The sequence below is a fragment of the Hymenobacter setariae genome, assembly GCF_007713685.1.
GTDB classification, from domain to species: domain Bacteria; phylum Bacteroidota; class Bacteroidia; order Cytophagales; family Hymenobacteraceae; genus Hymenobacter; species Hymenobacter setariae.
Map to the genome: position 1 here is coordinate 1 of NZ_VMRJ01000005.1, position 22,337 is coordinate 22,337.

The 22,337-nt window shown below is 55.6% G+C and carries 17 protein-coding genes, 1 rRNA gene and 1 other RNA gene; 13 read left to right on the top strand and 6 right to left on the bottom strand.

Translation table 11 applies throughout. The annotated features are described in order from the left end of the window. From rrf to FNT36_RS18660, 6 genes are all read left to right on the top strand, one after another. A 5S ribosomal RNA gene (gene rrf / locus FNT36_RS26100) occupies nucleotides 1-91 on the top strand; the annotation flags it as partial. A gap of 223 nt (nucleotides 92-314) precedes the next feature. After that, nucleotides 315-2,381 (top strand): BatA domain-containing protein, encoded by a 2,067-nt coding sequence (locus FNT36_RS18640; protein WP_233636052.1) that lies wholly within the window; start codon nucleotides 315-317, stop codon nucleotides 2,379-2,381. Nucleotides 2,382-2,432: 51 nt separating this feature from the next. Beyond that, on the top strand, nucleotides 2,433-2,990 hold the full coding sequence (locus FNT36_RS18645; protein WP_144850813.1) for a DUF4199 domain-containing protein: 558 nt from the start codon (nucleotides 2,433-2,435) through the stop codon (nucleotides 2,988-2,990). Between the two features lie 42 nt (nucleotides 2,991-3,032). Next, nucleotides 3,033-3,563: a DUF4199 domain-containing protein gene (locus FNT36_RS18650; RefSeq protein WP_144850815.1), complete on the top strand. Its 531-nt coding sequence runs from the start codon at nucleotides 3,033-3,035 to the stop codon at nucleotides 3,561-3,563. Then, nucleotides 3,556-4,530 carry a glycosyltransferase family 2 protein gene (locus tag FNT36_RS18655; RefSeq protein ID WP_233636054.1) on the top strand — a complete coding sequence of 325 codons (975 nt, stop codon included), beginning with the start codon at nucleotides 3,556-3,558 and terminating at the stop codon, nucleotides 4,528-4,530. The genes FNT36_RS18650 and FNT36_RS18655 overlap by 8 nt, the downstream gene beginning before the upstream one ends. Continuing rightward, nucleotides 4,527-5,663: a glycosyltransferase gene (locus tag FNT36_RS18660; protein ID WP_144850817.1), complete on the top strand. Its 1,137-nt coding sequence runs from the start codon at nucleotides 4,527-4,529 to the stop codon at nucleotides 5,661-5,663. The genes FNT36_RS18655 and FNT36_RS18660 overlap by 4 nt, the downstream gene beginning before the upstream one ends. A 2-nt stretch (nucleotides 5,664-5,665) precedes the next feature. Here FNT36_RS18660 and FNT36_RS18665 read toward each other — a convergent pair whose 3' ends face one another. The 3 genes from FNT36_RS18665 to FNT36_RS18675 all read right to left on the bottom strand — a co-directional run bounded on the left by FNT36_RS18665 (nucleotide 5,666) and on the right by FNT36_RS18675 (nucleotide 8,849). Further along, a complete protein-coding gene (locus FNT36_RS18665; protein WP_144850819.1) occupies nucleotides 5,666-6,793 on the bottom strand; it encodes a glycosyltransferase family 9 protein in 1,128 nt (375 codons plus the stop codon). Between the two features lie 136 nt (nucleotides 6,794-6,929). Next, on the bottom strand, nucleotides 6,930-8,537 hold the full coding sequence (locus tag FNT36_RS18670) for a DUF5723 family protein (protein ID WP_144850821.1): 1,608 nt from the start codon (nucleotides 8,535-8,537) through the stop codon (nucleotides 6,930-6,932). 30 nt (nucleotides 8,538-8,567) lie between these two features. Beyond that, entirely contained in the window at nucleotides 8,568-8,849 is a 282-nt protein-coding gene (locus tag FNT36_RS18675; protein WP_144850823.1) for a hypothetical protein, read from the bottom strand. A gap of 328 nt (nucleotides 8,850-9,177) precedes the next feature. Here FNT36_RS18675 and FNT36_RS18680 point away from each other — a divergent pair, with 328 nt between their 5' ends. Beyond that, nucleotides 9,178-9,909 carry a helix-turn-helix domain-containing protein gene (locus FNT36_RS18680; protein WP_144850825.1) on the top strand — a complete coding sequence of 244 codons (732 nt, stop codon included), beginning with the start codon at nucleotides 9,178-9,180 and terminating at the stop codon, nucleotides 9,907-9,909. A gap of 36 nt (nucleotides 9,910-9,945) precedes the next feature. Here FNT36_RS18680 and purB read toward each other — a convergent pair whose 3' ends face one another. Continuing rightward, complete coding sequence (gene purB / locus FNT36_RS18685; protein ID WP_144850827.1) at nucleotides 9,946-11,277, bottom strand: adenylosuccinate lyase; 1,332 nt, start codon at nucleotides 11,275-11,277, stop codon at nucleotides 9,946-9,948. 151 nt (nucleotides 11,278-11,428) lie between these two features. Here purB and FNT36_RS18690 point away from each other — a divergent pair, with 151 nt between their 5' ends. From FNT36_RS18690 to FNT36_RS18700, 3 genes are all read left to right on the top strand, one after another. Next, on the top strand, nucleotides 11,429-13,603 hold the full coding sequence (locus FNT36_RS18690) for a biosynthetic peptidoglycan transglycosylase (RefSeq protein ID WP_233636055.1): 2,175 nt from the start codon (nucleotides 11,429-11,431) through the stop codon (nucleotides 13,601-13,603). A 67-nt stretch (nucleotides 13,604-13,670) separates the two neighbouring features. Further along, nucleotides 13,671-14,246 carry a glutathione peroxidase gene (locus FNT36_RS18695; RefSeq protein ID WP_144850831.1) on the top strand — a complete coding sequence of 192 codons (576 nt, stop codon included), beginning with the start codon at nucleotides 13,671-13,673 and terminating at the stop codon, nucleotides 14,244-14,246. 162 nt (nucleotides 14,247-14,408) lie between these two features. Beyond that, nucleotides 14,409-15,302, top strand: a complete 894-nt coding sequence (locus tag FNT36_RS18700) for a 1,4-dihydroxy-2-naphthoate polyprenyltransferase (protein WP_144850833.1) — start codon at nucleotides 14,409-14,411, stop codon at nucleotides 15,300-15,302. A 78-nt stretch (nucleotides 15,303-15,380) separates the two neighbouring features. Here FNT36_RS18700 and FNT36_RS18705 read toward each other — a convergent pair whose 3' ends face one another. Beyond that, the gene (locus tag FNT36_RS18705; protein WP_144850834.1) at nucleotides 15,381-17,432 is read right to left on the bottom strand and encodes a DNA polymerase III subunit gamma/tau; all 2,052 of its coding nucleotides are present in this window, start codon (nucleotides 17,430-17,432) and stop codon (nucleotides 15,381-15,383) included. 280 nt (nucleotides 17,433-17,712) lie between these two features. Between FNT36_RS18705 and ssrA the strand changes: the two genes are divergently transcribed. After that, nucleotides 17,713-18,084: a transfer-messenger RNA gene (ssrA, locus tag FNT36_RS18710) on the top strand. A gap of 489 nt (nucleotides 18,085-18,573) precedes the next feature. Here ssrA and FNT36_RS25645 read toward each other — a convergent pair. After that, complete coding sequence (locus FNT36_RS25645) at nucleotides 18,574-18,798, bottom strand: hypothetical protein (RefSeq protein WP_233636056.1); 225 nt, start codon at nucleotides 18,796-18,798, stop codon at nucleotides 18,574-18,576. 69 nt (nucleotides 18,799-18,867) lie between these two features. Here FNT36_RS25645 and FNT36_RS18715 point away from each other — a divergent pair, with 69 nt between their 5' ends. Both FNT36_RS18715 and FNT36_RS18720 read left to right on the top strand, forming a co-directional pair. Further along, entirely contained in the window at nucleotides 18,868-21,426 is a 2,559-nt protein-coding gene (locus FNT36_RS18715; protein ID WP_233636057.1) for a T9SS type B sorting domain-containing protein, read from the top strand. A gap of 340 nt (nucleotides 21,427-21,766) precedes the next feature. Further along, nucleotides 21,767-22,171, top strand: a complete 405-nt coding sequence (locus FNT36_RS18720) for a hypothetical protein (protein WP_144850838.1) — start codon at nucleotides 21,767-21,769, stop codon at nucleotides 22,169-22,171. Nucleotides 22,172-22,337: the final 166 nt, after the last annotated feature.

Consider the following 22,337-nt stretch of genomic DNA (forward strand, 5'->3'; position numbering starts at 1 on the left):
GTTCACCTCTTCCCATTCCGAACAGAGTCGTTAAGCCCCGGTGCGCCTATGGTACTGCCTTCACCGGTGGGAGAGTCGGTCGCCGCCAACTTTACAACAACGAGCCCCCTGCCCCTGCGCTTTCATCAGCGCTCGGCAGGGGGCTCTTGTCATTTAATCCTGTCACGAAATGAAATATCCTTTGAGTAGTTGCTCAAGGTTAGTCCAATATTTACTATTGGGTCACTTTCATCATAAATCAAATAGAATAATCCGACTACTTTTAATGTTAAGCTGATAATAGTTGCCAAATAGCGAGGTAGGCTTGATAGTGTATGCAGTTTCTATATCCAGAATTTTTATGGGGACTACTGGCAGTAGGAGTGCCAATAGTCATTCACTTATTGCAATTACGGCGGCCACAACGAATCATATTCACAAACACCAGCTTTATCAAAGCGGTGGAATTGACAACTGTACGTCGCCGCCAGTTGCAAGAACTATTAGTATTGCTTGCTAGAGCGCTAGCAACACTGTTTTTAGTACTGCTTTTTTGTCAACCCTTTATACCTGCTGAGGAGCGTGGGAAAGAAGGCAATGGGCAGCTTACTGCAGTATTAGTGGATAATTCGCCAAGTATGCAAGCGCCTTCTACGCAACGAGGGACTTTATTACAGGAGGCTGTAGCAGGAGCTCATTTACTTGGCAAAGCGTACGGAAATACGGCCCGATTTTTATTGCTTAAGCATCGAGGAGGGAAGCTAGGTAGCGTCGCTTATAAGCAGAAGCTAGAAGAGATTCAGACTGGTACAGGTAATACGTCTTGGGATAATGAGAGCGCTTACTATGGCTTAGGAAATAATGAAAACCAGCCACTGTATATCTTCTCGGACTTTCAGAAAAGTCCAACGGGCCGTGTTATACTAACTAAGCTACCTACTAATGCTAACGTGGTGTTAGTACCACAGAAAGGCCGTAGCGCTAGCAATATTTATGTCGATAGTGTTTGGTTAGATGATGCTTTTGTGCGTTCTCGAATCAATCTCGGTTTGCACATTCGCTTGCGGAATGGAGGCTCTGAGCAGGTTGCCGATTGCCCAGTGAAAGTGTTGCTTGGGCAGCAGCAAGTGGCCGCTTTTCGAGTAAATGTGGCGGCTGGGCAAACCGCTACGAGTGTAGTGCAAGTGCAGCTAGCCGATAATCAATTGGTGCTAGGGCGTGTTGTGACAGAGGATATGCCAGTCACCTTCGACAACACGTATTATTTCACCTTGCAGCCAGCCACTGCGATTCGCGTATTAGAGATTGGTGCAGTACCTCTAGCGCAGCAAGCCTATGCAAACGAGCCATTGTTTGCCTATTCATTCATGAAGCCGCAGCAGGTGAATTACGCTAAGCTGCAGCAGGCAAACCTAATACTGCTAAGTGAACTATCGCAAATGGATGCTGGCTTGCGCCAGGCGCTTGTGCAAGCGACTAAGCGAGGGGGCAGCGTAGTAGTGATACCGACTGGTAAAACGCTGAATCGCGCATCGTATCATGAATTCTTCCGCGCCCTAGGTCTTGGTGGCGAGCAATGGAATAGTGCGGCAACAAATAATCCGGTGCGGCAAGAAGTAGCTCTGCCTAATAGAAATACTCCATTTTTTAAGGATGTTTTTGGCGCGCAGCCTAAGCAAGTGGCAATGCCACAGGCGGCACCTGTCTTGAGTTGGGAGCGTAATGGTACGGATATCTTGCGGCTGCGTGCTGGTGACAGCTACCTTACCGAGTTTGAAAGTGGTAGCGGTAAAGTATTCGTCTTTGCTGCTCCGTTTGACCCGGCATATTCTGATATTACTGCGCATGCACTGTTAGTACCGGTGCTATACCGCTTGGGTATGCTTAGCTACGATACTAATCAGCAACTAGCTTATCGGGTAACAGCGCCTAGCGTAGTAGTAGATGTACCTAGAGAGCAGCGTGACCAAGCTGAGGTGAAAGGAGAAACAGCCGTTCGCTTGGTTCGGGACAGTGCTGTATTTATACCAGCACAACGTGTGCAAGGTGCGGAGGTAAGATTCAGCATTCCGACTGAAATGACTTCGCCTGGCTTCTACGAGGTACAGCGACAAGGAAAACGCGTAGCAACATTGGCCTTCAATGCTGACCGGCATGAATCAGAATTGTCGGCTTATTCGGCGGATGAGTTGCGTGCGTTAATTGGGCCAAACCATCCTAATGTCCGTGTGCTGGATAATGGTCAGCCGGAAGCAGTGGCTCGCTACCAAGCTGAGCAGACAGGACAGCCGTTATGGCGCTACTGCCTATTGCTAGCATTAGCGTGTTTATTTGCTGAGGGAATGCTATTGCGATTTGGCCGGCCCAAGGCAGCGGTGGTGCCGCCTATAGTAGCAGCCTAGACATTGCAGCGGGTGGCAGTCGTATCTTGCCGGCTCGATAGCATTTATTGTATGTTGCCTTCTAATGAACCTGCTCGTAGCTCAGTAGCTGCCGTGCGGTCAGGAGCCGTAGGCCGCCTGGGTTTGCGCTTTGGGCTAGCAGCTGGCTTAGTGTGTGGGTTGTGGTTGTTGTTTTTGCATTTTACTGGCAATGAGCCATTCAGCCCTAAACAAATAATGGGGTTGTTGGTCGTGCCATTTGCGGCAGCGGCTAGCCAGTGGCTACTACGCCGTGAGGCTGCGCCGGGGCGGCCAGGAGTAGGGCGCTCACTTGCCGTAGGTGGTTTAACGGTGTTGCTAGCAGCGTTGCTGGCAGCCGGTAGCACCTGGGGCTTAGCTACTGCTTTAGGCGATAAAGCCTTAGCTTATAGTCGTGCTGAGCTGGTTGAAATAACCCGGGTACAGCAAAAGATACGACCCAAGGAAAAGCGTAATGCGGAGTTTGAAAGAAAGGAGCTTGAACAAGCGGCAGCGCTTTCAAAGGCAGACTTAGCGCGGGGTACCTTTACTTGGACAGTGCTTCTAGGGATGATGGGAGCAATACCAGCTGGTATATTTCTGCGCAAATAATTTTGGAGTAAAAAACTGTATTTCACTCTTAGACCCTGTTGTATGGAAACATCTACTGCTTCTCCTTTGGCTACGCCTACTAGCGTAGGTATGCGCTACGGCCTACTGATAGGGCTAGTGAGCATCATTATCTCCTTTCTGCTTAATGTGACGCACTTGGAGCAGTCGCCAGCTAAGTGGCTGTCGCTAGTGGTGCTGGTCGGTGGTATTATTCTGGCGCAGAAAGCTTTCCGCCGTGCCAACGGAGAGTTTATGAGCTATGGGCAAGGATTGGGCGTCGGCATGGTGCTCGCCGCTGTTTCCTCGGCACTAAGTGCTATTTTTTCATATTTCTACGTCGCATTTATCGACCCTGAAATGCCCGCGCGCATCTTGGAAAAGGGTAGAGCAGACCTAGAAGCTAAGGGTAATATGAGCGACGCCCAAATCGACCAAGCTATGCACTGGACGGCTATGTTTGTGCAAGGCCCGGCTTTGGTGATTATTGCCTTAGTAGGAGGGCTGATTATGGGCTTAATAGTGTCGCTGATAACGGCGGCCATTCTTAAAAATCCAAAACCTGAATTTGAATAAGCTGGCTGCTTTCCCGGTGGAGATTTCCATCGTGATTCCTTTACTGAACGAAGCTGAGTCGCTGCCCGAGCTTACGCGCTGGATAGCACGAGTGCTCACGGCGCGTGGGCTGTCGTATGAAGTTATTTTAATCGACGACGGCTCGACGGATGATTCGTGGGCGGTGATAGAAGCGCTGGCTGGCCAGGATATGGCGCTACGAGGCATTCGCTTTAACCGTAATTATGGCAAGTCGGCGGCGCTGAATGTAGGCTTTGCCGCGGCCCTAGGGCGGGTAGTGTGCACGATGGATGCCGACTTGCAGGACTCGCCCGAGGAATTGCCCGAGCTCTACCGCATGATAACAGAGGACCACTATGACTTGGTTAGTGGCTGGAAGCAGAAGCGGTACGACCCATTGTCAAAGACTATTCCAACCAAGCTGTTTAATGCGGCTACGCGGGCTATCTCAGGGATTCAGCTACACGACTTCAACTGCGGCCTAAAGGCTTATGACCAACGCGTAGTGAAGGCCATAGAAGTATATGGCGAGATGCACCGCTACATTCCTGTAATCGCGAAGTGGAACGGTTTCAAAAAGATAGGTGAGAAGGTAGTACAGCACCAGGAGCGTAAATATGGCGTGACCAAGTTTGGGCTAGAGCGCTTTATTTTCGGCTTTCTGGACTTAGCCAGTATCACCTTCGTGGGAAAATTCCGGCGGCGGCCGATGCACTTTTTTGGTACGCTGGGTACGCTGTCATTTTTCATCGGCACCATCTTGACACTGTGGTTGGTGGGCGAAAAATGGTGGCTAGCCATTCATAACCTCAAAGCGCGCAACGTGACGGACCAACCGTTGTTTTTTCTTGCCTTGGTAGCAGTGATAGTGGGGATGCAGCTCTTTCTAGCGGGCTTCCTAGGTGAGCTGGTGCAGCTAAACGGACCTAAACGCAATGACTACCTAGTGCGGGAGACCCTGCGATGAAGATTGTAATCATCGGCCCCGCCTATCCACTGAGGGGCGGCCTAGCAACATATAATGAGCGGCTAGCGCGAGCCTTTCAGGCAGCCGGCGACCAGGTGTGCATCGTCACGTTTTCTTTACAATATCCTGAGTTTCTATTTCCGGGTCAAACGCAGTTCAGTACCGAGCCGGGGCCTACAGATATTGACATTGAGGTAAGTATTAATTCGGTAAACCCGTTGACTTGGTGGAAGGTAGGCCGTCGGCTGCGGCGCGAGCGGCCCGATATAGTCATTTTTCGCTTTTGGCTACCCCTTATGGGGCCGGCCCTAGGTACAATAGCGCGGCTGGTGCGCGGTAATAGTCATACGCGCGTGGTCGCGATTACTGACAACGTGATTCCGCATGAGAAGCGGCCGGGCGATAGGCCGCTGACGCGCTACTTCTTGAGCGCCTGTGATGGCTTTGTGACGATGAGCCGGAGCGTACTCACTGATTTGCAAGGCTTAGGCTATGCTAGTAAGCCCGCACTGTACCGGCCACATCCGCTATACGACAACTTTGGGCCGGCAAAGCCTAAACAGGATGCGCTAGTGGTGCTAGGGCTATCTGCTCAGTTTAAATACGTGCTCTTTTTCGGCTTTATTCGGGCTTATAAAGGGCTGGATATTTTGCTAGAAGCCATGGCTGACCCGCGGGTGGCTGCGCTGCCCGTGAAATTGCTCATAGCGGGAGAATTCTACGAAGATGCGGCTCCTTACGAGGCGCTCATTCAAAAATACAACCTAGAAAACCGCTTGGTGCGAGCTACCGACTTCATTCCTAATGAGCAGGTGGTTAATTACTTTAGTGCAGCCGATATGGTGGTTCAGCCTTATAAGCATGCTACGCAGAGTGGTGTGTCGCAGGTGGCGTATCACTTTGGCCGTCCCATGCTGGTGACCGATGTAGGTGGGCTTGCTGAGCTGATACCCGACGGCGTGGTGGGCTACGTAGTGCCACCCACAGCCCCAGCTATTGCCGATGCAGTGGTAGACTTTTACGCCAATGACCGTGAAGAAGCCTTTGCGGCTGGCGTGCGGCAAGAAGCGCGTAAGTTCTCGTGGGAAGTGATGGTGGCCGCGCTAAAAGAGGTAGCGGCTAAGCATCCTTAAGCTCACGCCAGAACACCAGACGGTTGCACTGGTACACTCTCCAGCACAGCTTGAAATACCTTCTCGGCCGGTAGCTCTTCCATGCAGCTCGTGCCTAGGCGGCAGGTGCCCCGATAAAAGCACACGCACTGGCGGTTGGGCTGCACGATTTGGCCGCGGCCGTAGAGGTCAAATTCGTGCGGGTTGAAAATGTTGTTCATCAAGATGGTCGGCTTGCCGAGGGCGATGCTAATGTGCATACCCATTGTGACTTGCGTTACGATGCCGGCCATCTGGTTCATAAGGTTGATGAACTGAGGCAAGGGGAAAGTGCCTAGGTAGGCTGCGCCAGTGGCAGCTTGCAGCTCTAGGTTGCGTGGGTGCTCGGCTTCGCCACCTAGCAGCACGGGGGCGTAGCCAGCAGCTTGTAGCTCAGTGATGAGCGAAATCCATTTCTCGGTGCTCCAGAGGCGGGTAGTCCAGCGGTCGCCACAGCCAGTGTTGAGGCCAATGCGCGGGCCGGCTGCGGCTGGTGGTAGGGCGCGCCAGTCATAGCCTTTGTCCTCGTGCGTGTCAAAAACATACTCCTCGCCCCGGAAATCGAAGCCGCACAATTCGAATATTTCCTGCACGTAGGGTTTGGTATTGCCTAGGCTTAGCTGGTCGAATACGCCGGTGAGGTACTTGTGGTCGGCTAGGTTGTTGATGGGCCAGGGTATACCGTCGTAGGGGCGTAGGGTGTAGCCAAACTTGGCTTCGGCCTGCACGTTGAGCAGTAGCGCGCAGGCTTCTTTTTCCTTATCTAGGTTGATGGCGATGTCAAAATGCCGAGCTTGTAGCTGCAAGGCACTAGCGTAGTCAAGCTTTAAAATCTCTTCGACTTCGCGCTGAGGCAGGATGGCGGGCGTGAGCGTGAGCCAGGTAATGTAGCAGCCCGGATACTCTTGCCGCAGCCGCCGCAGTAGGGGCGTAGTGCGAATAACATCGCCAATGGCCCCTAGCTTGATGAGCAGAATACGCTTCATAACTGGCTCGTAAACTGGGCAGTCGCCGCACATATAGCCATGCTCCTTATTAGGGCGGCAGGGCAGGTCGCCGCGGTAGAAGCGGCAATCGGGGCGGACGGGGATGTCGTGAAGGAACTCAGGCACGCGGCAAGAATAAGGTTGCAAGCCTCAAAAATAGTACCCCCAGCCATCGCTCTCGCCAAGGGGAGGGAAATAGCCGGGGGCAGCAGAAGGTTAGCAAGGTGTTTTCGGAAAGTAGAAAGATGGCTATTAAGAGGCGCTACGGAGAAACTAGGGCGGGGGCGGGGCTAGCGGGCGGAGGCAGTGCCGGCTCGGGCAGCGAGGTTACTGGCAAAGGCGCCGGGCACCCCTTACGTGTCCAATCGCCTTTTTCACGAGGGCACTTGTCGTATTTATTGCTTACTAGGTCACCGTCGCGGTCTTTGCGGCGGTGGCGGTGTAGCGCCAGCCCTAGGCCCATGTACACATCGGCGCCAGTAGCACTCGTGAGGCCTACCAAGCCGCCTAGGTTGTCGGAGCCGAAGATGAGGGGACCTAGGCGCAGCATGGCGCCCACTTGCAGCTTGCGGTAGTTATTGGCCAGAATAACAGGCACGGCTACTTCGAGGTGGCTAAACTCGATGCGGGGCGTGAGTGCCAGCGAGCTGATGCTGCGGCTGCCAATGGTGCGCGCTGGCAGGAGGTTCTGCGTCCAGAGCAAGCCGGCATACACGTGGTTGAGCAAGCGATAGTCGGCTGTGAGGCGCAGAGTAGCTGGCAAGTAGCTTGTGAAGCGATGGCTTTGCTCGCGTAGTCCCACCAAGCGCTCGATGGTAGGCGTGAGTGTGGCGAGGTTGGTAAAAGAAATGGTATCGAGCTGCCCAAGCTGCACAGTGCGGTTGTTAGCCAAGGCAGCCTGGCGCACATACTGGTCGTGCTGGTAGCGCACGGCCCCTAGGTCGGTGAGGGCAAAACTCAGGCGCAGACGGTACTTGTTGCGCGAGTCGTCGGGCAGGTTAGTGCCATCCATGTGGTAGTTGTAGCGCTCGTACTCGGGCCGCCATTCGTACGTAATGCCAATATCGGCGCCGTAGCCGCGGCCTAGGCGCTGGCTTCCGTAGAGAGTGCCTACCCCAAAGCCACTTTGCTGGTAATAGTCATCGCCGGTGTAGGCATAGCTTATGTTGGGGTTGCGCAGCTGAATGCTATCGCGCCCATACACTTGGTAGTCGGTGCCGGTATTGTGCACGTAGCCTCCGCCAAGCCCTACGAGGTACTTTACGGTAAGCCCGCCCTTGAAAAAGTGCGTGGTATTGGGCGTGAATGTGCGGGCGTAGGTGAAAGCAAACTCATGGAAGCTGTTGGCATCCACGTTAAAGCCATCGTCTGTGAGTATACGGTTGCCTAAGCCTAGGCTTTCAGCATCGCTGAGGCCGTGGCGCGCCAGCCGCGCTAGGTTCTCACTCACTCGGCTAACTTGCACGAAGGCCCGCACCCGGTTGGTGAGCGCAATGGCCGAGTGTGGTCCCACTGCTAGCATGAGTGAGGGTAGGCGTGCTTCAACGCTCGCGCTCCCAAATTTGGCATCGCCCGTCAGTTGCTCGCTTAGGTATTCGCGTCGAAACTCAAAGCCCTTAGCCCAAGGCCGCTGGGGCAAGTCGAGCTGCAAATACGTGTTGTAAAAGTTGGCATTTGCCCCACCTAGGTTGAGATAGGCGCGGTGCCGGGAATCCGCAATAGCACTTGGGTTGGTATAGGCCGCGTTAGTGCCTCCGTAGTTGCTTTGGGCTAGGCCTAGCCAGCCTTGGGCCACCACCGGCTGGCCAGCGAGTAGCCCAAGCAATAGCATCCCAGCGCAGGCGCCGGGTGAAAAGGTCGCGTAGTTCATCGGTAGCTAGCAGATAAGGCAGACTAGTGGCTACCGAGCGAACTGTGAGCGCGGGGGCGTACCGGTGGGCTGGCGCAGTTGGGCAGTAGCCAGCGACGGTGCCTGGTCTGCTGCTAGGTGCTGGCCGCGCTGCTGGCCAAGCATCGGGTGGCTATTTGTTAGGGTAGGGGCGCTAGGCGCGTCTAAGCCCAATAGGCCGGCTGGGTCTGGGGCTTGGGCATAAGCAAGCGCCAGCAGCACAAGGCTAATGGTGAAGGCAGCGAGCCAACGACCAATTGGATAGTCAGCATACGTAGTAAGGTATGTGTTCATAGGAAAGCGGAGAAAAGTGGAGGTGGATAACAGCCTCAAAGGTCTTTTCGCCGCATATACTTAACAATACCTATTTTTAGGTATTTAGCAGATTGCCAAGTGCCTACATGCCAGCGCGCCGCTAGTAGCAATACCCTAAGTTAGGTATTTTTAGGTAGTAGTAGCACTGGCCAGCAATAAGGCTTACCTTGTCTTATTGTCAGCTTTAATTGTACGAAAGGGCTATGTGTGCGTGTGAAGCTGGTACAGCAAGGGCCACCCACTGGCCGCAAAGCGTTAAAGCGCTGCTTTATTCTATAAAAATCTTAATGGACAACACTTTTACTGCATGAGTGCTACCACTACACGGCGTGTCCTCCTAGGGCCGCCCAATCGCCTGCCGCCCGCCACGGCGGCGCAGCAGGCAAGTATAACCCAAGCCGTAGCCGAAGTAGCGGCTACGGCCGACTTGCACCCGGGCGTTACTATCGTGCACAATCTGCTTACCGACGGCATCGAGTACATGTCGCGCCGGGGCCTCGAGCTACTGCAAATTTCGCTGCCGGCGCTACGGGACCTAGGCGCTGATTATTACTTGCGCTTCTTCAATCCGGTTGATGCCCAAGACTATGTGCCGCGCATCTATGAGTTATTAGAATCAGCCGACCCCACGTGCGTAGTTAGCTTTTTTCAGCAGGTGCGCACCACCGAGAACCCCGAGTATACCTGGTACTTCTCCACCACGCGGATACTGCTGCGCGAGGCCGAACTAGGCCCCTTGCTACTGATTACCACTGCTAGCCCCATCGACCCCCTCCACCACGTGACTCACAAGGTGAGTCGGCTGCTCGAAGAAAATAACTTTTTGCGGCAGCACGCGCCACTTTTTGCGTCTCTCACTCGCCGCGAGCGTGAGGTGCTCCGCCTGCTAGCGCTCGGCCATACCGCGCCCCAAATTGGCGCCGAGCTATTCTTGGCCACCCAAACTGTTGAGACGCACCGCCGCAACTTGCGCCACAAGCTGCACGCCGAATCGCAATTTGAGCTAGGCCAATATGCGCGCGCCTTCGACCTGATTTAGGCCGAAGGCGCGCTAAGTATTATCTCGTAGCGGCAGTTAACGCCCCACGTAGTTGGCTGGCGTGAGGTGACGCAGCTCGGCTTTTACGCTCTCGGGCATATCCAAGCCTTCTACAAACTCTGCTATGGTAGCTGCTGAAATAGCCTCGCCCGTGCGCGTGAGCTGCTTGAGAGCATTGTAAGGGTCGGGGTAGTTTTCGCGGCGCAAAATCGTCTGAATTGCCTCGGCCAGCACCGCCCAGTTGGCATCGAGGTCACGCTGCAAGGCGCTTTCATCGAGCGCTAGCTTGCCCAGGCCCCGCCCAATGGCGTTGAGCGCAATAAGAATATGACCTAGGGGCACGCCTAGGTTGCGCAGCACTGTAGAGTCGGTGAGGTCGCGCTGCAGGCGTGAGATGGGCAGCTTGGCCGCGAAGTGCTCCAGCAAGGCATTAGCCACGCCCAGGTTGCCTTCAGCGTTCTCAAAGTCGATAGGGTTAACCTTGTGCGGCATTGCCGACGAACCTACTTCCCCAGCTTTGAGCGTTTGCTTGAAATAGCCCATCGAAATGTACTGCCACACGTCGCGGCACAGGTCGATAAGAATGTTGTTGAGGCGCTTCCAGCCGTCGCAAAAAGCCGCCAGGTTATCGTAGGGCTCGATTTGGGTGGTGGGAAAGGTGCGCGTGAGCCCTAGGGTATCCTGCACGAACCGTTCGGCAAATGCATGCCAGTCGGTGCTGGGGTAGGCGGCAAAATGTGCGTTAAAGCCGCCGGTGGCGCCCCCAAACTTGGCCGCGTAGGGCACTTGGTGTAGCAGCGCCAGCTGCCCGGCTAGTCGAGCCTCAAACACCTGTAGCTCCTTGCCCAGCCGCGTGGGCGAGGCCGGCTGCCCGTGGGTGCGCGCCAGCATGGGTACGCCCACCCAGCCCGCCGCCAGCCCACCTAGCTGCGCCTGCAGCTGCGCAAAGCGAGGTAGTAGCACGGCGCCCATAGCATCTTTGAGGCTCAGCGGAATGGCCGTATTATTAACATCTTGCGAGGTCAGGCCGAAGTGGATAAACTCTAAGTAGTTGCCTAGGTCTAGTTTCGTGAACTCGTCGCGCAGGTAGTACTCCACGGCCTTTACGTCGTGGTTAGTCACGGCTTCGTGATTCTTGATGGCCTGGGCTTCGGCTTCGCCAAACTGCTCGTAGAGGCCGCGCAGAGCTGGAAAGACAGTGGCGGGTACAGCCGCCAACTGCGGCAGCGGCTGTTCGCAGAGTGCAATGAAGTATTCCACCTCGACCCGCACCCGGTAGCGCATCAGAGCCAGCTCCGAAAAATAGGGGCCGAGTGGGGCAGTTTGGCGCTGGTAGCGGCCATCGAGGGGCGAAAGGGCAGTGAGCATGAAGGAGTGCGTGGTGCGTGGTGCCTAGTGCTTGCTACTTGTTTTGAGGCACACAGGCGATGAGGCCACAAAGCTAATGGCTACCCGCAGGCATCACCTACTCTACAGGCTGGGCACTACGCACCAAGCACTACGCACTAACTTTGCGGCAATGCGTTTATCCGTTGTTGCCAAAAAACGAATCCTTTACACGGTAGGCGGCCTGTTGGTCGTGCTGCTGCTGGCCGTACTATTGTTCTTGTGGAAGCGCCAGCAATTGCTGAACTACGCGCTGAGCGAGGTCAAAACTCGCGTCGAGCGTAAGTACCCCGCCACCCTCACCCTAGGGCCGGCGCGCTTCACGGGGTTCAGCACCGTCGAAATAAGCGGGATGAGCCTAGTGCCTACCGCGGCGGCTGGGCCCGGCGCGGCCGGCGATACACTGCTCACTGCCCGGCGTCTGCAAGCCGGCCTGAGCGTGCGCTCACTGTTTGCGGGGCGGCCAGTATTTAGCGAGCTGCAAATAGACCGAGCCCATCTCACAGCGCGCAAAAACGCTAGCGGAGCCAATAACTTTTCTTTTTTGCTGCGCAAAAGCAAGACGCCGGTAGTGCGGCGCGATACGGCCCTAGGTCGCAATTATGGCTTACTGCTCAACCAAGTGCTCGATGCGGGCTTTGGCAGCGTGCCGGGCCAGGCCGATTTTCGGCAGTCAGTGGTGACCTATGCTAGCCCACGCCACCAAGTGCAACTTACCATGCCGCGGCTGAGCTTTGAAGATGGCCAGGTGCGCGGGCAACTTACCGCGGTAGTCGATTCAGTAGTGAACGAGCTGGGCGTGAGCGGCTCCATCGAGCCCGGCGACTTTGCCACCGACCTCAAGCTGTTTGGAGTCAAAAACTCGGTGCAGGTGCCCTACGTGGCGCGGCGCTTCGGAGCGCTGGTGTCATTTGACACCATCCGGGTGCAGCTGGCGGGAAAAGACTTCACGCGCGACGACCAGACGGGCGGGCAGCTTACGGTGCGCGGTTCGGTGGCCGCTACCAACTTTAGCTTTTTCCACAAGCGCCTAGCTTCGGAAGATATCATCGTGCATTATGGCCAGCTAGAGTTTGTGGCTACCCTAGGGCGGGGCACTCTCTCACTTGACCCTGGCACGCGCGCTACCCTCAACCAGATTGTGGTGCACCCCGAAATAGCAGTGCGCCTCAAACCGCGCCTGGCCGTCAGCCTCAAGGTTGATTCGGACCCCACGGCCACCACTGCCTTTTTTAACTCGCTGCCCACCGGCATGTTCGACGTAGTGGCCGGCACCGAGGGCACGGGCACGCTCAGCTACCACCTGCAAGCCAGTGTGGATATGGCTCAGGTTGATAGCCTTAAGCTCAGCTCGTCACTGACTCCCAGCAAAGATTTTAGCATCAAGCGCTTCGGCACCGAGGACTTGAGTATGCTAGAGCGCGAGTTTCCCTACACAGCCTACAACGACAAGGGCGATTCGCTGCGCACCTTTCAGGTGGGGCCTAGCAACCCCGACTTCACATCCTTCGCCAACGTGTCGCCCTTCCTCTGGAAGGCAATCCTCACGTCGGAAGACCCTAGGTTTTTCACCCACCACGGCTTTATGGAAAAAGCGTTTGTCAACGCCGCCATTGCCGATATTAAAGAGCGACGCTTTGCGCGCGGCGGCAGTACGCTGAGCATGCAGCTGGTCAAGAATGTGTTTCTGAATCGCCAGAAAACCATTGGCCGCAAGGCGGAGGAAATGCTGATTGTGTGGCTCATCGAGAACTGGCTGGTTGAGCGCACCAAGACGCTGACCAAAGAGCGGATGTTCGAGATATACCTCAACATTGTGGAGTGGGGACCTAGCAAATACAAGTGGCCTAGCGGCAAGCGCGGCGTGTATGGGGTGAAAGAAGCGGCACTGTTCTACTACGGCAAACGGCCTAGCGAACTCAACCTCGACGAGAGTTTGTACCTCATCAGCATCATTCCCAAGCCCAAGTACTACCGGCAGTCGTTTGACAGCTATGGAGGGTTGCGCGGCTCTACACGCTGGTTCTTCCGCCTCATCGGCGACCTGATGGAGCAGAAAGGCTTGATTACGAGCAGCCAGCGCAACAGCATTGGGTACTCGGTAAATCTGAATGGCCCAGCCCGCACGTACATCGTCACGGCCCGCGATACCACTCGCAGTGTGCAGCCAGGCGACACGGCTCAATTTGCTCCGCTCAACCTCATCGACCTGCTGAACACGGGCGCGCAGTCTGCTCCAGCGGCTCCTGCCCCTGGCACTGCCCCGCCTGCTGGTACCGAAGCCCCACCTCAAACTCCACGCCCTTAGCCGCAACTAAACTTCCCGGCCCGGTTTTGGTTATCAGCAGCTTACCACCTTCAATCTTCAGCACCCCATGAAATTTATTGCGTTTGCCCTGGCTGCCGCCACTACGTTCAGCCTAGCATTTACCAACCCTCAGCCTGCTCCGATGAACCCTACTGCCCCCGTGGCTGCCCCCGGCACTGTCTATGACTTCACCGTCAAGACCATCGACGGCAAAGATGTGAAACTGAGCAAGTATAAAGGCAAGAAAATTCTTATCGTGAACACCGCATCGAAATGCGGCTACACACCGCAGTATAAGGAGCTGGAAGAGCTGTCGAAAAAGTACGCCGGTAAAGTGACGGTATTGGGCTTCCCATCCAACAGCTTTAACCAAGAACTAGCCTCGAACGAAGAAGTGTCGTCGTTCTGCGAAAAGAACTATGGCGTGACGTTCCCGCTGTTTTCTACCGTGTCGGTGAAAGGCGATGATGCTACCCCGCTATTCAAGTTCTTGTCGGACAAAGAAAAGAACGGTGCCGTGAGCGAAGCGCCGAGCTGGAATTTTTGCAAATACCTAGTTAACGAAAAGGGGCAGGTAGTAAAGTTCTACCCCTCCAAAGTGAAGCCGCTAAGCGAAGAGCTGGTGGCTGACATCACCAAGTAAGGTTGAGTTTTAAAAGTTAAAAACTGTCATGCTGAGCTTGTCGAAGCATCTCGTGGAGTGCGCTAACTGCTGATATACAGCGTTGGAGTCTCGCATGAGATGCTTCAATAAGCTCAGCATGACAGTTTTAGTATCTACTCATTATTAGTTGCTATTTCTTTAATGTCTCCCTGGATTTCCGCATTCCGCCCTCGCACGCTGCCGCTCGCGCTGGCCAGCATTCTCACGGGCGCATTTTTGGCTAAGTCGGCCGGGCAGTTTAATTGGCCGGTAGTAGCACTGGCAGCCCTTACTACTATTCTGCTACAGATACTTAGCAACCTGGCCAACGACTACGGCGACTCGCAGAATGGCGCCGACAGCGTGCACCGCCAAGGTCCGCTGCGCGCCGTGCAGAGCGGCGCCATCACGCCCGCTGAAATGAAGCGTGCTATGTGGGGCTTTGGCTTGGCAGCGCTGGTAAGCGGGGTGGCCTTGCTGCTCGTGGCCCTAGGCTTCAAGGCTGCTTGGGTGCTGCTAGCCTTTTTTGTGCTTGGGCTCAGCGCCATTTGGGCGGCGGTGAACTACACGGCAGGCTCGCGGCCCTACGGCTACGCGGGGCTAGGCGACGTGTCTGTGTTCCTATTCTTTGGTATAGTGGGGGTGTGCGGCACTTATTTTCTACAAACCCGCACTTTGCCGCTGGCAGTATTGCTGCCCTCCGCGGCCCTAGGTTGCTTTGCTACCGCCGTGCTGAATGTCAATAATATCCGGGATATTGTTTCGGATAAGCTGGCAGGTAAAATAACCGTGCCGGTGCGGCTAGGTCCGCAGCACGCCCGCCGCTACCACTGGTTGCTACTCGTGCTGGGTGTGGGCGCGGCCGTGATATATGTAGCCCTCAATTATCACTCGCCTTGGCAGTGGCTGTTCGTCGTGAGCTTGCCGCTGTTCCTCTTTAATGGCCGACAAGTGTGGGCTCGTCAAGAGTCGATGCACCTTGACCCGCTCCTCAAGCAAATGGCCTTGAGCACGCTGGTGTTTACGCTGTTGTTTGGCCTAGGGCAAGTTATTTAAGGCGGTAAACAATAGAGAAGGGGCCAGGAGCAGACTCATTTTGGTCTGCTCCTGGCCCCTTCTTAATGTCATAGTAACCTAGAAATCCGCATCTAGCCCTAGGCGTTGCTTCATCTCCTGCAAGGCAGGATACTTTTCGGCTAAGTAGGCAAACTTGTCGTTGGAGGTATACAGCTTGCGGCCGGTGGGGGCGGCAGCCGCTACCTCCGTCTGCACAATGAGGCCGGGGTGGCCGGTGCGCCGCCGCAACTCGGCCATGAATTCAGCTCGGAAGTCGTTGAATTGCACCACTTGCACCGGGTTATCCACGGTGAGCAGAATGACGTGGTTAGCATCGGCTGATACGGCGCGGTTCAGCACCATATAATCGCTCATCTTGTCTTGGGCCCGGCGCTCGTCGGCGAGCTGTTGCCACACGCTACGTAATAATTCCGGGTCGATAGGCGCCAACGGACCAGTAGAAGCTGGCTCTAGCGCTTGGTCTTTATCCTTGGCGCCTGGCGCCTTGGGCTGGGAGGCCATGGCCGTGCCTACATCCCGCAAATTGGGTAGGCGGCTACCTAGGCTGGGTAGCTTTGGCAGTGCCGGAATAGAAGGGGCCGGCGCGGGCACCGTGCCAGGCCGCACATCGGTAGGGCGCTGGTTCGGCTCCAAGCCTTGCATGCTGGGGCGGCCAGTTTCGACGTGCGGCAGTGTGTCGCGCACTTGGTGGCGCGGCGTCACAGGCTCCGAGGGGGCCGCCTCGATGCTGGGGGTAGCGTGCAGTTCAGCTACTCCATTCTCAACGGGGAGCGGCTCAGGGCCATCGGCCGGCGCTGGCGCATGGACTAATGGAGGCGCCTGAGGCTCAGGTTTTGGGGCCTGGGGTGGGGTAGAGGTGCTAGGTGTGGGCGGGCTAGGAGCGGGTGCATAGGCAGCCGGAGCCGCGTGGCCATTGCTGCTCGCTAGTGGGGCTGCGGCCCCATCACCTAGGCTACTAGTTTTTTTTTTAGCCTCGCCGTTGGCAGCAGGTGTGAGGTCGCGCACAAACTGCACGGCCCCATTTAGGTAAGCCAGCTTCATGAGCGTGAGCTCGACGTGCAGGCGCTGGTTTTTGGCTTGCTTAAAGTCGCGGTCGCACTGGCTTACTAAGTTCAGGGCTGAGAGCAGGAAGGGCAGCGGCGCCGCCTGCGCCTGACGCACATACTGCTGCCGGATGTTATCCGACACTTCGAGCAGCTGCACCGTCACGGGGTCTTTGCACACCAGCAGGCCGCGCAGGTGCTCGGCGGTGCCCACCACAAAATTGTGTAGGTCGAAGCCCTGCTGCATCACCGAATCGAGGAGCAGCAGCGCGGCCGACAGGTTTTCGCGCAGCAAGGCATCGACTAGCCGGAAGTAGTAGTCGTAATCCAGCACGTGGAGGTTTTGCACCACGTCCTTATAAGTCAGATTGTTGCCCGCAAACGTGACTTGCTGGTCAAACATCGATAGCGCATCGCGCAGGCCGCCATCAGCTTTCTGGGCCAGCAGGTGTAAGGCATCGTCGTCGGCCGCTACGCCCTCGCTAGTAGCCACGTAGCGCAGGTGCTCGCGAATATCCTCAACTCGAATGCGGTTGAAGTCAAAAATCTGGCAGCGCGACAAGATGGTGGGGATAATCTTGTGGCGCTCGGTGGTGGCCAAGATAAAGATGGCGTAGCCCGGCGGCTCTTCCAGCGTCTTCAAAAACGCGTTGAAGGCTGCATTGGAGAGCATGTGCACCTCATCGATGATATAAATCTTATAGCGGCCCTGCTGTGGTGCGTAGCGCACTTGCTCGACTAGCGAGCGAATGTCCTCAACCGAGTTATTAGAAGCGGCGTCCAACTCGTGCACGTTGAAAGACGCATTTTCCTGGAATGCCACGCACGACGTGCACTGCCCGCAGGCCTCAGCCTCGGGCGTAAGATTGGTGCAGTTGATGGTCTTGGCCAGAATGCGGGCACAGGTGGTTTTGCCCACGCCCCTAGGTCCGCAAAATAGGAACGCCTGCGCTAAGTGCTGGCTCTGAATAGCATTTTGCAGCGTGGTAGTAACGTGCTGCTGCCCCACCACGCTTCTGAACGTGGCTGGGCGATACTTGCGGGCCGAAACAACAAAATTTTCCATACGAGATACTCCTACAAAGATACCCTTCCGGCCGGGCCAATGCCAGCCTACTTGCTGGCCACCCGACCTAGGCGCTTAGCTAAGTAGGCGCTCTTACAACAACTTCGGGGTGACTAGAATTTCCCGCGAGCGTTGGTTGAGCAGCCAACCATGGCGCCGGCCACCTAGGCCCGGATAGGTAGTGTATAAGGAACAAAAAGGCGCCCCAAAACATTTACTTCATACAGCGCGTATCTTTGCGCCCCGCTTCTTCGGAGGCGGACCTCGTTCTTTCTAAATTGGGGATGACCGGAATTGACAGCTTGTGCAAGTCACGGGTAAGCGTGTCGGGAGTTGATGGAAGCTCTCCTGCCAAAAAATCTATCAAAAAACAATCGGCGACTATTCGTACGCCATGGCTGCCTAGTTTAGAACTACGCACTGCCATCGTGCCGCCCGGGTAAGTTTTTACACCTGGGAGTTCGGCGCGTCGTAAGTAGAAACTAGCCTTCGGAGAGCTGTGATTCGGGGGCGAAAATCAACTGCAGCTAAGGGAGTTTCAAGGGTCTGATGTGCGCCTGGAACGCTTCGAAAATTCAAGCATAGATACACACGTAGAAAGCACGTTGGCTTCCTTGTCTGGACCAGGGTTCGAATCCCTGCATCTCCACTGAAAGGCCTCTGGCAGTATTGCCAGAGGCCTTTTTTTGTTTGTGTATGTCGCTGAGCAAAATCCTAGGTAGGCGACTTACCGCTGGCAAGTGCTGCGACTATCCTAGCGCAACGCTGTCTGTAGACTAACTTGTAAGAAGAGAAGGCAGAACGCTGCCAGATAGCTCTAAGGAGGCACGCATGGCTATACAGCAGCTTAGCAAAAAGGGCTAGAGCTTAAGGAGATTATGTTATGGCTGTTCATGAAATTTAAATGAAGGACGGACGTTTCGTAATAATCTCGGTTAAACACTTGTGAGAAGCTGATAGAATAATAGCCTATTTGGCTGTTGCACTAACAAGAGAATAATTTGATTTGAAATCATACAATTTTTGCTTTATGCTCCCTTTTTCCTCTATACAACGGGTTAATCAGTATCATTTGTGGCTTTGGGTCATGCTACTGGCTGGGCTAGTAGGGATGCTACCTAGGGCAGCGCACGCGTCGCACCTACGGGCCGGCGATATTCAAGCGAAAGTTGATACTACCCCAACGCGCAACCCGAATCGGATTTTCTTTAAGCTCACGCTCTACCGCGATTCGAACCCAGGTAATGCGCTGCAGGATGAAGCGACGCTTTTCTTCGGTGACGGCAAACGCAGTGACCCTGTCAGAAAAACCAGTGAGGTTACTGTTGGCCCTCAAACGACTCGGATAATATTCTACTTCGAGCACACCTATCCAGGGTCGGGTAGCTATACTGCGAGCTTTATTGAGGCAAACCGCCCAAGGGGGGTTATCAATATGACGGCCTCGGATACGCAGACGTTTTACCTCAGTACCGTTATTACCGTTGACCCAGGGCTAGGGGCCAACCAGTTGCCGGTATTGCGGGCACCCGCCATCGACCGGGCGGCGGCGGGCCAGGTGTTCTTGCACAACCCGGCCGCTTACGATGCTGACGGCGACTCGCTGGCTTTCCGGCGGATGTACAGCCAGCGGTCGCTGACCTACACCAACGTAAGCGCGCTGCCCCCTACCTACAATCCTGACCACGTGATATGCGCTGGGTTTCAGTATCCAAATAACCAAGCCTATGGCGTAGGTACGCAGCGTCCAGTTCAAGTATCTTATAAGGACAACAACGGGGTAGAGCTGGCGCAGATTGGCGATACGGCTATTTTCCAGATGAATGCCCGCACCGGCCAGATAGTCTGGAATGCTCCCTTGCGCACAGGTACCTATAACGTTGCTTTTATAGTGGAAGAGTGGCGCAAAAACCCCCTAGGTGCCTATATTAAGCGGGGGGAAGTGCTGCGCGACATGCAGATAATAGTATCGGCGACAACCAACCTGCGCCCGACTATTACCATCCCGCAAGACACCTGCGTGGTAGCTGGCACCGTGCTGAGCAAGAGCGTGACGGCGGTAGACGGCAGCGGCCCAAACTCGCCGGCCACAGCAGTGCAACTCGCGGCATACGGGGGACCACTCCCCCCGGCCACCTTTACTCAATCCACGCAAGGGCCGCCGCGGGCGGTGGGCCGGTTTACTTGGGCTACACAGTGCGAGAATATTGCCAATCAGCCTTATATCGTGGTTTTTAAAGCGCAGGATACGCCGCCCACTGCCCCTACCGACCCACCGCTGATAGATGAGAAAGCGTGGCGCGTGACCGTGGTAGGCCCCGCGCCTACCAATTTGCAAGCACGGCCCTTGGCTGGCGAGCGGGTACTGCTGACGTGGAACAATTACCCCTGCTTGACTTCTAGCCAACCCGGGGTGCTGCCTACCATTCAGATTTACCGGCGCGAAAACTGCTATCCATTTACCCCAAGTGCTTGTGAAACGGGCCTTCCGGCGGCGGCAGGATACACGCGCATCGCCAGCATTCCGGCCAACCTGACGGCCTATACCGACGACAACGGTGGTGCCGGCCTGCCGCGGGGGCGCACCTATTCTTACCGTATCTACGTCACCTTCCCGCTGCCAGCGGGCGGGGCTAGCCTGGCCTCGAATGAAGCGTGCCTAACCTTATCGGGCCGCTCAGCGCAAATCACCAACGTGGACGTGCTCACGACGGCGGCCACCAATGGGCAAATTGCCATCAAGTGGACGCAACCGCGGGCCAATTCGGGTAGTTTCAATGCGCCCCTAGGGTATCGCCTGAGCCGCAGTGCCACGGGCGCAGCACCATTTACGCTAGTGACGACCAAAACCAGCCTGGCCGATACTACCTACGTGGACAGCGACCCGGCATTAAACACGCAGGATGTGCAGTACACCTATCAGCTGGTGTTCTTCAGTGCGGCGGCCCCGCAGCCGGGCAGCGCCGAAACCACCGAGACCTCGCCGCTGGCCAGTAGTGTGCGCCTGCGCCTAGTGCCCGACGGCAACGCGGGCCTGAACACGCTGACTTGGACTTACCAAGTGCCGTGGGATAATAGCAGCAAGCCCACGCTCATTTTTCGCCGCACGGGTAGCGCCAACACGGGCCCTTACACACAGGTAGCTACGCTCACGCCCGGCGCCGGGGCTACCAGCGCCACCTACATCGACCGTGGCCTGACCAAGGGTGAAACGTACTGCTACTACGTGCAAACCAACGGGCAGTACGCCACGCCTACCAACTCACTGGGCCAGCCACTCCTGACTAACCTGCTCAACCGCAGCCAGCAGCAGTGCGCCGTGCTTATTCCCACCCCCTGCACGCCGGTGCTCACCATTGCCCCGCCCAATTGTGACAGCCTAGCCGATGTCAATCAGACTTCCTCGACTTTCGACTTCATTAACCAGCGCTACCAGAACCGCCTGCGTTGGACCCTAGGTAGCACGCCGGCCGGCTGCAGCTCGGATGTAGCGTACTTCCGCATCTTCTTCCGCCCCACTGCCGAGGGTGTTTTCACGCTCATCGACTCCACGACCCAGTACACCTACCTGCACCAAGTACCGCTGAACACCGCTGGCAACACAGGCGGGGCGGGCTGCTATGTAGTGCAGGCTGTGACGGCGGCTAAGGTGCGCAGCGCCTTGAGCAATGTGGCTTGCCAGGATAACTGCGTGTTCTTCTTGCTGCCCAATATCTTCACGCCCAATGGGGATGATATCAATGAGAAGTTCCGGCCCAAGACAGCCAGCCCCATTGCGCGCACCCATATTCAGGTATTCAACCGCTGGGGCCGCAAGGTGTACGAGAGCGACAAAGACCCCTACATCAACTGGGATGGCGGTGGCCCGCTCGGCGAGACAGGGGCCAATGGCAAGGTGTCGAATGGCCTCTACTACTACCTAGCCGAGGTCGAATTTGCCGACTTTGCCGGCACCAAGCGCACATACAAGGGCTGGGTAGAAGTAGCTCGCTAGCCTCGCACGTGATACAATACTTATTGACTAGGTGCCCTAAGTGTTTGAGGTAGCTCTTAGCTATAATAAGTCTGTTTTCCTGTAGGGTATTCGTAGCGTATGAGGAATGTCCTTTTAGAAAACTGGAGTAATTTTCGAGAAATTTTGATTTGGGCTCAATTTATTGTTATACAGTAATTTATATTTTAGTAAATGCCCAGGCTATTTGTGCGCTCAAGTTTAATTCACTGAAAATTCATGGACTAAATGAGGTGGCTCTCGTAAAAACGACCGCGCTGAGCTAGCCTAGGCAGCTCGGCGAGACGTCTTTTTTCGTCCATTCCTTATCCTGAATTCACGTATGAAAACCACTGCATTTGCCTTCGCCGCCCTGCTTGGGCTAGGTCTGAGCACCACCGCCTTCGCCCAAACTGTACCTGTAGCGCCTGGTGCTGCCACGGTACCCACGACCCCCGGTACGATGGCTCCGGGTACAATGGCTCCAGGTCAGCCTGGTGTTGTTGGCAGAACCACTAGCGGCACAGTACCCACTGGCACTGTGAATGGCGGCCTGACTACGCCCGCAGGTGTTACGCCTGCAGGCACCGTGCCAGGTACCATAAACTCGGCAGGTACTACCACTGTCCCCAATGCCACGCTTGATGCTACTCGCCCCGCTGGTGCTGTACCCACAACGCCAGGCAACACGCGCCGGACTACCACTGGTAGCCGCACCAACACCACTACCAAAACGGTACGCCCCTAGGTAGTATGAATCTGGCTAAATAGCCTGCAAAAAGCTCGGTTGTGCTAGCACAACCGGGCTTTTTTCGTTTATCAAGGTCACGTTACCTGCACGTTAAGCTGTTTTATTTCTAATAAAATTTTGGCTTATAGTAGCCCTTAGTTAGCGCAGCAACGTATACAGTCCG